This window comes from Stenotrophomonas sp. GD03877 (genome assembly GCF_029840555.1).
Taxonomy (GTDB): domain Bacteria; phylum Pseudomonadota; class Gammaproteobacteria; order Xanthomonadales; family Xanthomonadaceae; genus Stenotrophomonas; species Stenotrophomonas geniculata.
The window spans coordinates 134,462-145,379 of sequence record NZ_JAOCCT010000001.1; the positions used below are offsets into that span (position 1 = coordinate 134,462).

Genomic DNA, 10,918 nt, shown 5'->3' on the forward strand with positions numbered 1-10,918 from the left:
GCACCGACCTCATGCCGTACCGGCATCAGCAGATGCTTGACGGTTGCTTCCGCCGCCCCCAAGGGCGGGCGATGGTAGGCGGCTACCCCAGGCTCTGCCAGGCCTGGCGGGTACCCAGGGCGAAGGCCAGCCCCAGGCTGAGGCACACCAGTGAACTGACCACCCAGAAGCGCCGGCCGTTGTCGCCGGGCTGGAGCAGGGCCAGCCCGAAGCCCATCGCCGCGCGCAGCAGCAACAGCAGGGCGATGCCCGACAGGACCAGACGGCTGGCCGGCAGCGGCGAATGCCAGCCCGCGGCTGCGAGTGCGTACAGGGTCCAGGCCACCAGCACGGCCGTAATGCCGGCGGTCATCAGCGGCGGCCACCAATGCCCGGCCTGTGCCAGCCGGACCATGCGCGGGCCAGCACCGAAGTACCTGTACCACGAGGCGCCGAAGGCAATACAGCCGATATGCAGCAGGGCCGCAATGGCACTACCGGCGGCGGCAACCAGCAACCAAGGGAATCCGTCCATGTCCTGCCCACGCTGAAACGCTGCGCGGATGGTGGGTGAGGGGCGGGATGCGGGCAATGCGACCGGCAGTCGCAGCCGTCCGATGCGACCACAGATGATAGCGCTGCGCTCAGCGCGGCGGATCGATCTGCAACCCGGCGCCGAGACGGTCCAGGGCCACGTCCACGCGTGGCAGCCGTTGCCGGCCTTGCGGCCACAACAGGCGCAGCGGCAGGCCGCGGCAGTCCAGCGACGGCAGGATCGAGACCAGGCTGCCGCGCGCCAGCGCGTCATCGACAAGCCAGGTGGCCAGCTGCGCGATGCCGAAGCCGGCCTCGACCGCCGCCACCTGGGCCTCGGCGCTGCCAACCACCAGGCGCGCGCGGGCCTGCAGCGGTGTACTGCGCTGCCCGCCATCGGCCACCTGCCACGGCCCGATGCTGCCGTCCGCGCGTCCGAACAGCACACCGTCATGCCCGGCCAGCTCGGCGGCCGAGCGGGGCTGGCCATGCCGGAGCAGGTAGGCCGGGGAGGCGCAGAAGCGCAGGCATTCGTAACCGAGCTGGCGGCTGCCCAGCGTGGCGGGCAGCGGCTCGGGACCGCCGATGCGTACGGCGAGGTCGACGCCGTCCTCGGCGAGGTCGCTGAAGCGGTCGCTGAAGGTCACCTGCGGATGCAGCTGTGGAAACTCGGCGGCCAGCTGCAGCAGCAACGGCCAGACTTTGAGGCGCCCGAAGGTGGCCGGCGCATCCACCCGCAGGCGGCCCACGGGAGCGTCTGCGTGCGAGACCAGCACTGACTCGGCATCGGCCAGTTCGCCCAGCACCCGCACGCAGGTGCGGTAGAAGCCCTCACCGGCCTCGGTCAGGCGAAGGCGGCGCGTGCTGCGTTCGAACAACCGCGCTCCCAGCCGCGCCTCCAGCCGCGCGATGGTCTTGCCCACCGCCGAACTGGTCAGGTGCAGGCGTTCGGCGGCGGCAGTGAAACTGCCGGCATCGGCGGTGGCGACGAAGGCCTCTATGCCGCGCAGCCGCTCGGTGGGAAGCATGGGGAGAAATTCTGTCCGGAATCGATGGAAAACATAGCAGCAATCGGAACTCACGGAGGAAATAGGCTGGCGACCCCTGTTCTGATGCCCGCCCATGTCCTCCCTTGATTCCGCCGTGACCGCTGTCCACGCAAACGCTCGCGCACGTTTTTCAGTCGTCCTGCTGGCGGTGTCCGCCTTCGTCATCGTCACCACCGAGTTCCTGATCGTCGGCCTGTTGCCCGCGCTGGCGCGCGACCTTGGCCTGGGCATCGCCCGAGCGGGGCAGCTGGTCACCTTGTTCGCGTTCACCGTGATGCTGGCCGGGCCACCCTTGACCGCGCTGCTGTCACACGTCGGCCGGCGCCGCCTGTTCGTGGTCATCCTGCTGCTGTTCGCGGCTTCCAACGCGCTGGCCGCGATGGCCACGCAGCCGTGGCTGCTGGCGCTGGCGCGGGTGCTGCCGGCACTGGCCCTGCCGGTGTTCTGGGGCACCGCCAGCGAGACTGCTGTGCAGCTGGCTCCTGCAGGGCAGGGAGGCCGTGCTGTCGCGCGGGTCTACTTGGGTATCACCGCCGCAATGCTGTTCGGTATCCCACTGGGGACGTTGGCCGCCGACGCCCTCGGTTGGCGCGGCAGCTTCTGGCTGTTGGCGGCCCTGTCGCTGTTGATGGCGGGCGCGCTGGCGTTGTGGATGCCGGACACCGTGGTCGGGCCGCGGCGCGCGCTGGGCGAGCAGGCACGTGTGCTGCGCCAGCCGCAGTTGCTGGGCCATGTGCTGCTGTCGGTGCTGGTGTTCACCGCGATGTTTGCTGCCTACACCTACCTGGCCGATGTACTGGAGCGGCTGATGCGGGTACCGGCGGCACAGGTGGGCTGGTGGTTGATGGGCTTCGGCGCCGTGGGACTGCTCGGCAATGCACTGGGTGGGCGCTGGGTCGATCGTGCGCCCCTGGGCGCGACCCTGGTGTTCTGCGCGGTGCTGGCGCTGGGCATGCTGGCCAGTGTCGGGCTGGCCGGCCACGGCGCATTCGTGCTCATCGCATTGGTCCTGTGGGGTGTGGCGCATACCGCATTGTTCCCGCTGTGCCAGGTGCGGGTGATGCGTGCAGCGCCCCAGGCACAGGCGCTGGCCGGAACCTTGAATGTGTCTGCGGCCAACGCCGGCATCGGCCTGGGTGCGCTGCTGGGAGGTGGGGCCATCGAACGCTTCGGCCTGGCATCGCTGGGCGCGGTGGGCGCGGCCGTCGCGTTGCTGGCGATTGCCGCTGGCCTGTTGCTGGGATGGCTTGCGCGGTCTCGTTCATCCACGCATGGTGTGGATCTGCCTCATTGAAAAACAAACAGAAAAGCCCGGGTGTCTGCACACCCGGGCTTCTTCATCCACGCATGGCGTGGAATTACTTTGCTTCGGCGTCGGCCGGGGTGAAACGCGGCATTGCCGCAGCGGCACCTTCCTTCTCGGTCGAACGACCGGCGAACTGGTTGGCGAAGCGCACGTGACGGGCGAACGGGGCGTCGGCCACCTGTGCCAGCGATGCGGCCAGCGCACCGTTGAAGGCGTCGCCGGCGCCGGTGGTGTCGATCGCCTGCACCTGTTCGGCACCCACGCGGTAGTACGGCTGGGTATCGCCGCGCAGGTTCTCGTCGGCATGCGACACGAACACGCCCACCGAACCCAGGGTCACCACCACCGTGCCGTTGCCGACCAGCTTGCGGCACAGCGCGTGCAGGCTGGCGCCATCCAGCGCGGCGACGTCGTTGGCATCCACGCGCTCACCGACATGACGGCCGAGCAGGGCGGCGAACTCGGTCTCGTTCGGGGTGATCACATCGGCCAGCTTGAGCAGGCCGATGGTGGAGGGGGCATCGGCCGGTGCGGTGTTGAGCACGGTGGTGACGCCGGCCTCGCGGGCCGTGGCCAGTGCCGCTTCGATGGTCTGCACCGGCGATTCCAGCTGCACCAGCACCACCTTGGCGCCGGTCAGCAGCGCCTGCTGCTGTTGCAGGAAGTCGGTGCTCAGCGCGGCGTTGGCACCCGGGCCGATCACGATGGTGTTGCGGCCGCGCGCGTCCACATAGATGCCGGCGGTGCCGGTCGGTTCGCTGCTGGCTTCGGCGATCAGACCGAAGCCGTCCTGCGCGGCCAGCTCACGGGCGGTGGCGCCACCGGCATCGTCGCCCAGCGCGCACACGAAGTGGGTGTCGGCACCGGCGCGGCAGGCCGCCACGGCCTGGTTGAAGCCCTTGCCACCGGGGCCGGTGCTGTAACGGCCGGCAATGGTCGCACCCGGTGCCGGCAGCGACTCGCATCGCCACACGTGATCGACATTGAAGGAACCGACGACAACGACACTGCTGCTCATAGGGAATCTTTTCTCAACCAAGGGTTCAACTGAAGTGCGTCAGCACGCCGGCGATGGTCGCCGTCATGAAGGTGGCAATGGTACCGCCCAGCACGGCGCGCAGGCCGAACTTGGCCAGGTCGTGGCGACGTTCCGGGGCCAGCCCGCCGATGCCGCCGATCTGGATCGCGATCGAGCTGAAGTTGGCGAAGCCGCACAGCGCGTAGGTAGCGATCAGGCGACCTTCCTCGGACAGGCTCACGCCGGCGATCTGGCCGTTCACGATCTGCGACAGCTCGGTGTAGGCCACGAACTCGTTGATCACGACCTTCTGGCCGATCAGCGAACCGACGGTGGTGGCATCGGCCCACGGGGTGCCGATCACCCAGGCGATCGGGGCCAGTACGTAACCGAAGATGGTCGACAGGTTGGTCGGCTTGCCGATGGCAGCGGCCAGGCCGGTCACATCGCCAATCCAGGTAAGCGGTGCGTTCAACAGCGCGATCAGAGCGATGAAGGCCAGCAGCATCGCACCGATGTTCAGCGCCAGCTTCAGGCCGTCACCGGCGCCGGCAGCGGCCGCGTCGATGATGTTGCTGGAGGTCTTTTCGACTTCCATCTTCACCGTGCCGCGGGTCAGCGGGGTGCCGGTTTCCGGGATCAGCAGCTTGGCCACGACCAGGGTGGCCGGGGCCGCCATGATGCTGGCCGCCAGCAGGTGCTTGGCATAGAAGGCCTGCTGCGCCGGATCACCGCCGCCGAGCATGCCCACGTAGGCCGCCAGCACGCCACCGGCGATGTGTGCCATGCCGCCGATCATCATGGTCAGCAGCTCGGACTGGGTCATCCTGGCGATGTACGGGCGCACGGTCAGCGGCGCCTCGGTCTGGCCGATGAAGACGCTGGCGCAGACGCTGGTGGTTTCCGCGCCGGACACGCGCATCACCTTGGTGATCGACCACGCCATCACGCGCACAATCGCCTGCATGACGTTGAGGTGGTACATCACCCCCATCAGTGCAGAGAAGAAGATGATGGTCGGCAACACCTGGAAGGCAAAGATGAAGCCGTAATTCTTGGTGTCCATCAACGAGCCGAAGATGAAGCCCGAGCCCTCGTTGACGTAGCTGAGGATCTTGACGAAGCCCTTGCCCAGCGCGTCGAACACGTCGCGCCCGCCCGGCACCAGGATCACCAGCGCCGCAAAGGCGATCTGCAGGGTGATACCGGTGGCAACCAGCTTCCAGTCAACCGCGCGCTTGTTATTGGAAAACAACCAGGTGATGCCGATCAGCACCGCCAACCCGAACAGGCCGAAGCCGATCCTGCCCAAACCTTCGACCATGTGAGTGACTCCCCTGGGGCGTCGCGAAAAACGGGAAGCCTAGTGCAGGGCAGGGGCCGGGGCAAGAAAAAGCAGCGTGTGCGCGGCCATCGGTGCCGATCAGGCCAGCAACGGCAAGGGCTTGCGGCTGGCGGCGGCAGGTAGAATGGGGTTTGATCCCGGCCCGGATGCGGGCCCGCAGCAGGAGATTCGCATGCAATACCGTCGCCTGGGCTCCACCGGCCTGCCGATTTCCGCCTTGTCCTTCGGCGCCTGGGTGACCTTCGGCGATCAGGTTCCGCGCGATGAGGCCCGCAACCTGGTGGCCGCCGCCTGGGATCATGGCGTCAATTTCTTCGACAACGCCGAGGGCTATGCCAACGGCCGTGCCGAACAGGTCATGGGGGACGTGATCACCGACCTGCGCCTGCCGCGCGACGGCTTCTGCGTGTCCAGCAAGGTGTTCTTCGGCAGCGCCAAGGACCCGCGACCGACCCAGCGCGGACTGTCGCGCAAGCACGTGACCGACGCCTGCCACGCTGCACTCAAGCGCCTGCGGGTGGACTACCTGGACCTTTATTACTGCCACCGCCCGGATCCGGACGCGCCGATCGCCGAGACCGTGCACGCCATGGATACCCTGGTACGGCAGGGCAAGATTCTTTACTGGGGCACCTCGGAGTGGTCGGCGGCGCAGATCCAGCAGGCGCTGGACATCGCCGAGGCGCGCAACCTGCAGGGCCCGTCGATGGAGCAGCCGCAGTACAACCTGCTGCACCGCGAGCGGGTCGAGGTCGAGTACGCGCCGCTGTATGCCGGTGCCGGCCTGGGCACCACCATCTTCTCGCCGCTGGCCTCGGGCCTGCTCACCGGCAAGTACGACCAGGGCATCCCGGCCGATGCACGGCTGGGGCGCGAAGGCATGGAGTGGTTGCAGGACCTGGTGCTGGGGGCCGACGCCGGGGCCCGCCTGGGTCAGGTGCGCCGTTTCAGCGAAGTCGCGCGCGCGCTGGGCCAGGCCCCGGCCACGCTGGCGATTGCCTGGTGCCTGCGCAACCCGAATGTCTCCAGCGTGATCCTCGGCGCCAGCCGGGTCAGCCAGCTGCTGCAGAACCTGCAGGCACTGGACGTGCTGGAGCAGGTCGACGCCGCCGGCTGGGCCCAGGTCGAAGCCGTCTTCGCCTGAACCCCGGGGGCCGACCGGGCCTGGGGCCTCGGCCAGGTCGGCTCGGCCGAGGGATCGGGAACGGGATCGGTAGAGTCGACTGTTAGTCGACTGCTTCGAATAAACGACTGCTTCGAGCAACAGCAGTCGACTAACAGTCGACTCTACACATCTACGCCGCTATTTGATTGATAAAAGCTATCGAATTTCCGAATTCGATCATTAATCTCATCAATGAAATTGAGAATGGTTGTTGATTGTCAACTGAGAATCATTATCATTTAACTCGTCCCTCGCACGAGTCCAGATGCTCATGAATGCTCAACCTGTACTGCTGCGCCCCGAAACGCTGACGCTCCGCGATCGACCGGTCCGCGTCGTTCCGCCGGAAGAGGTCATCGACAGCGAAGCCCTGCTCAAGGGCCGTCGTGAAATCCTGATCCAGCACGGCGACCGCTTCTATCGCCTGCGGCACACCAGCAACGACAAGCTGATCCTGACCAAGTAATCGCGGCCTGGTCGCCCGCCTCCCTCCCTCCTGCCGGCAGCGCCGACAGGGTGGGCGACCCGTCCGCTCCTGCTCTCTCCCCCTCGGTCTACCGCGTGCACCTTCCGGGTGTGCCGGTAACCGGGGGTTCCCCTGCCTGACCGACCGAACCCGATGACCCGCCATACCGCCCTTTGCCTTGCTGTCTGGATGGCGCTGCCGCTGTCCGCCCACGCTGCTGCCACTGCCGCACCCGATGCGCGCGAATTCGATCGGGTGCAGGTCACCGCCACCCGCACCGAGCGGGCCGTGAGCGACGTGGCGGCCACCGTGGACGTCATCGACCGTGAGCAGATGGACCGGCATCTGGTGCAGGACATCAAGGATCTGGTGCGCTACGAACCGGGCCTGTCGGTCACCCGCAGCGCGACCCGCTTCGGCCTGGATGGTTTCCGCATCCGTGGCCTGGACGGCAACCGCGTGCGCATCCAGACCGACGGCATCGTCATGCCGACCCGGTTCGACATCGGTTCGTTCGCCAGTTCCAACCGCAACTTCACCGACCTCGATACGCTCAAGCGCGTCGAGATCGTACGTGGCCCGGCCAGCTCGCTGTACGGCTCCGATGCACTCGGCGGCGTGGTCGCGTTCGTGACCAAGGACCCGGCCGACTACCTCAAGGACGGCAAGAACAGCTACTTCGGCCTGAAGTTCGGCTACGACGGTGAGTGGAAGGGCCTGCTTGGCGGTGCCACGGCGGCCTTTGGTGGTGACCATTGGAGCGGCCTGGTCAACGTCAACCACCACCAGGGTCAGGAAACCGACAATAAGGGCACGGTGCGCAGCGACAACGACACCCGCACGGCGTCCAATCCGCAGGATCGCGACGGCCGCAGCCTGCTCAGCAAGCTGGTCTATGCACCGAGCGAGGACCAGCGCTTCCGCCTGACCGTGGAAGGCAACGAAGACACCACCGATACCAATGTCCTGTCGGCGATTGCCAGTGTTGCGCCGCGTCCCGGCGCGATGGCTGCCGCAACTGGCATGAAGTCCCACGACACCCAGAAGCGCAACCGCGTGTCCTTCGCCCACGAAATGGATGCGCTGGACCAGCCGTTCGCCGACAGCCTGCACTGGCAGGTGTACGCGCAGAACAGCGAAACCCGGCAGCAGACCGACGAAACGCGCACCGACGGCACCCGCCGCCACCGCGTGTTCTCCTTCGACCAGCATGCCTATGGCCTGCAGGCGCAGTTCAACAAGGCGTTCACCACCGGCAGCGTCGAGCACGCAGTGACCTACGGTTTCGAAGGCACCCGTACCGAGATCCGCCAGAAGCGCGACGGCTACCAGGTCAGCAAGGCGGGCGTGGTCAGCAACACGGTGTTGCCGGACACCTTCCCGGTGCGTGACTTCCCGATCAGCAAGACCACCGAGCTGGGCCTGTATGCACAGGATGAGATGCGCTTTGCCGATGGCAGGCTGTCGCTGGTGCCGGGCGTGCGCGTGGACCGCTACGAGCTGAAGCCGGAAGTGGACAGCATCTTCGCCGAAGACAACCCGACCACGGCCGTGGCGCAGCTGAAGAAGACCAGCGTGTCGCCGAAGCTGGGCATGGTCTGGCGCTTCACCGACCAGTGGTCGTTGTTCGCCGGTTATGCGCATGGCTTCCGATCGCCGCCGTACAACGACGTCAACATCGGCCTGACCAATGTCGCCTTCCGCTATACCGCCATCGCCAATCCGGACCTGAAGCCGGAAACCAGCGACGGCTACGAACTGGGCCTGCGCTTCATCGCGCCGGCGGCGTACGTCAGCGTCAGCGGCTACTACAACGACTACAAGGATTTCATCCAGTCCAACGTCGATACCGGCCGCAACGCACAGGGTTTGACCGTGTTCCAGTCGCAGAACATCGCCGAAGCACGCATCTATGGCGCGGAAATGAAGGCCGGCATCGAGTTCGGCGAGCTCAGCCCGGCGCTGAAGGGCTGGGCGCTGCGCAGTGCGTTGGCATGGTCGCGTGGTGACAACCGGACCGATGACGAGCCGCTGGCCTCGGTCGATCCGCTTCGCGGCACGCTGGGCCTGATGTACGACACCGATACCTGGGGCGTCGAACTGGCCGGCACCTTCGTACAGCGCAAGAAGCGCCTGCCGCCGCCTGCTGCGCAGACCAATCCGAACGCACCGGCGCCGTTCGTCTACCAGCCGGCCGGCTACGGCGTGCTCGACCTGATGGCGCACTGGAACTTCGCACCGGGTGCCACCTTCAATGTCGGCGTGTTCAACCTGGCCGACAAGCGCTACATCGAATGGTCGTCGATCACCCCGAGCCTGATCACCAATCGCGCACTGAGCGATCGTTTCAGCAGCCCGGGCCGCACCTTCTCCGCCAGCCTTGCCGTTTCCTGGTGACCTCATGAGCCGAGCACTGTCCGCACGCAGGAATGACTCCATCGCCGCGCCGCACAGCGCGGCCTGGCCGACCCCGGCACAGCTGGCCACGCTCGGCACCGTGTTGTGCCTGTACCGCGCCGACGGCAACGAGCTGGGTGGCTGGCGCCAGGCCGTACGCGTGCACGCCTGCCAGGGCGTGGACAGCGAGGGCCTGCGCGAAAGCCTGTGCTTCCTCGATGGCCGCGGCCGCTGCGTGTGGCGTCTGTATCTGCTACCGGACAGCGATTTCCTGGCCTGGGACCGGCTGGTGGCCGCGTTGCCGCCGGGACCGGAACACGACAGCGATGGCAGCGTCGGCGAACGACTGTGGCGGCGCCTGGCCGGCCATCTCGGCGGCCAGCGCTGGCGCCTGTGCGCGCTGCGCCTGCACGCCGCCGACGACGGGCGCACCCTGGCGGCCAGCCTCTCGACCCTGTCCTCGCTGGGCGCGGCCACCGCCCGCCGCATCGCACGCCTGGAAGGTGCTGAAGGCGAACTGGTGATCGACGACTGTTGTTGTGCCGACGCCGCCCGGCGCCCGGCGCCACGGATTCCCGGCGACCTGCCGCTGATCCGCCTGTGACCCTCTCCTGATGGAACGCCCGTTGGCCACGGATGGCCCCTCAATGAATCTGCACCCCCGAAGGAAGACCCCGATGAAGCTCCAGACAGCCAGCGCCATGCTGCTGCTCGCCGCCAGCGGCGTGGCCAGCGCGCAGCCCTCCGATATCGCCCGCGACCACGACAGCATCCTTGCCATGCAGGGTGAGTACACCGTGGACTTCGCGTTCGACGAGACCGTGCTGCTGAAGCCGGGCTACGAGCGTGCACCGGCGATGCGCAGCGGTGGCAGCGAAGTGGTCATCGTGGTCGAGGACACGCCGAAGCGCATCGTGCTGCAGCACCTGCTGCTGGACGAGAAGAGCGGCCACATCACCAAGCACTGGCGCCAGGACTGGGTGTACGAGGCACCGAACCGTTTCGAGTTCAGTGCCGACCAGACCTGGAAGGTGCGCAGCATTCCGGCGGCGGTGAACCAGGGCGCCTGGACCCAGTGCGTGTACGAAGTGAGCGACGCACCGCGCTACTGCGGCACCGGCACCTGGACCTACACCAACAACGTGCCGAGCTGGACCAGCGACCTGAGCTGGCGCCCGCTGCCGCGCCGTGAGTACACCAAGCGCAGCGACTACAACGCGCTGGCCGTGATCAACCGCCACACGCTGACCCCGAACGGCTGGACCCACGAACAGTTCAACACCAAGGTGCAGCGCAACGCCGACGGCAGCCAGGTGGAGATCGCACGCGAGTTCGGCTTCAACGACTACGTGAAGACCACCGAGATCGATTTCACCCCGGCGCGTGACTACTGGAAGGCTACTGCCGGTTACTGGGCCAAGGTGCGCCAGCGCTGGGACGGTTTCCTGGCCCAGGCCCCGGGCGTGCACCTGAAGACCAGGATCGACGGCATGGCGATGATCATTCCGCTGTTCACCCAGGCCGAAGAAATCCAGTCCGGCAAGAAGGTGAAGGACACGCAGATCGACGACGTGTTCGCCAAGTACGTGGAAAAAGCCCAGTAGATCCACGCCATGCGTGGATGTGCTTGTTCCTTGAACACTGGCAACGCCGTCATGT

At 66.9% G+C, this 10,918-nt stretch carries 10 protein-coding genes; 6 read left to right on the forward strand and 4 right to left on the reverse strand.

Annotation, left to right across the window (positions count from 1 at the left end):
- Positions 1-82: 82 nt before the first annotated feature.
- The gene (locus tag N5D20_RS00530) at positions 83-514 is read right to left on the reverse strand and encodes a hypothetical protein (RefSeq protein WP_043398005.1); all 432 of its coding nucleotides are present in this window, start codon (positions 512-514) and stop codon (positions 83-85) included.
- Between the two features lie 109 nt (positions 515-623).
- A complete protein-coding gene (locus N5D20_RS00535) occupies positions 624-1,541 on the reverse strand; it encodes a LysR family transcriptional regulator (RefSeq protein WP_010481875.1) in 918 nt (305 codons plus the stop codon).
- Positions 1,542-1,635: 94 nt separating this feature from the next.
- Between N5D20_RS00535 and N5D20_RS00540 the strand changes: the two genes are divergently transcribed.
- On the forward strand, positions 1,636-2,856 hold the full coding sequence (locus N5D20_RS00540; RefSeq protein WP_279914668.1) for an MFS transporter: 1,221 nt from the start codon (positions 1,636-1,638) through the stop codon (positions 2,854-2,856).
- A 64-nt stretch (positions 2,857-2,920) separates the two neighbouring features.
- Here the strand turns inward: N5D20_RS00540 and N5D20_RS00545 are convergent, their stop codons facing one another.
- Together N5D20_RS00545 and N5D20_RS00550 are read right to left on the reverse strand one after the other, a co-directional pair.
- Positions 2,921-3,886, reverse strand: coding sequence for a ribokinase (locus N5D20_RS00545; protein ID WP_010481872.1), 966 nt, complete (start codon positions 3,884-3,886; stop codon positions 2,921-2,923).
- 25 nt (positions 3,887-3,911) lie between these two features.
- The gene (locus tag N5D20_RS00550) at positions 3,912-5,210 is read right to left on the reverse strand and encodes a nucleoside transporter C-terminal domain-containing protein (protein ID WP_049453452.1); all 1,299 of its coding nucleotides are present in this window, start codon (positions 5,208-5,210) and stop codon (positions 3,912-3,914) included.
- 193 nt (positions 5,211-5,403) lie between these two features.
- On the opposite strand from N5D20_RS00550, the gene N5D20_RS00555 reads away from it, so the two are divergent.
- From N5D20_RS00555 to N5D20_RS00575, 5 genes are all read left to right on the forward strand, one after another.
- Positions 5,404-6,375: an aldo/keto reductase gene (locus tag N5D20_RS00555; protein ID WP_010481868.1), complete on the forward strand. Its 972-nt coding sequence runs from the start codon at positions 5,404-5,406 to the stop codon at positions 6,373-6,375.
- 292 nt (positions 6,376-6,667) lie between these two features.
- Positions 6,668-6,862: a hemin uptake protein HemP gene (locus N5D20_RS00560; protein WP_005412278.1), complete on the forward strand. Its 195-nt coding sequence runs from the start codon at positions 6,668-6,670 to the stop codon at positions 6,860-6,862.
- A gap of 189 nt (positions 6,863-7,051) precedes the next feature.
- On the forward strand, positions 7,052-9,259 hold the full coding sequence (locus tag N5D20_RS00565; RefSeq protein WP_010481864.1) for a TonB-dependent hemoglobin/transferrin/lactoferrin family receptor: 2,208 nt from the start codon (positions 7,052-7,054) through the stop codon (positions 9,257-9,259).
- 4 nt (positions 9,260-9,263) lie between these two features.
- Entirely contained in the window at positions 9,264-9,863 is a 600-nt protein-coding gene (locus N5D20_RS00570; RefSeq protein WP_010481862.1) for a hypothetical protein, read from the forward strand.
- Between the two features lie 73 nt (positions 9,864-9,936).
- Positions 9,937-10,863 carry a DUF6607 family protein gene (locus N5D20_RS00575; RefSeq protein WP_057504247.1) on the forward strand — a complete coding sequence of 309 codons (927 nt, stop codon included), beginning with the start codon at positions 9,937-9,939 and terminating at the stop codon, positions 10,861-10,863.
- Positions 10,864-10,918 lie beyond the last annotated feature (55 nt).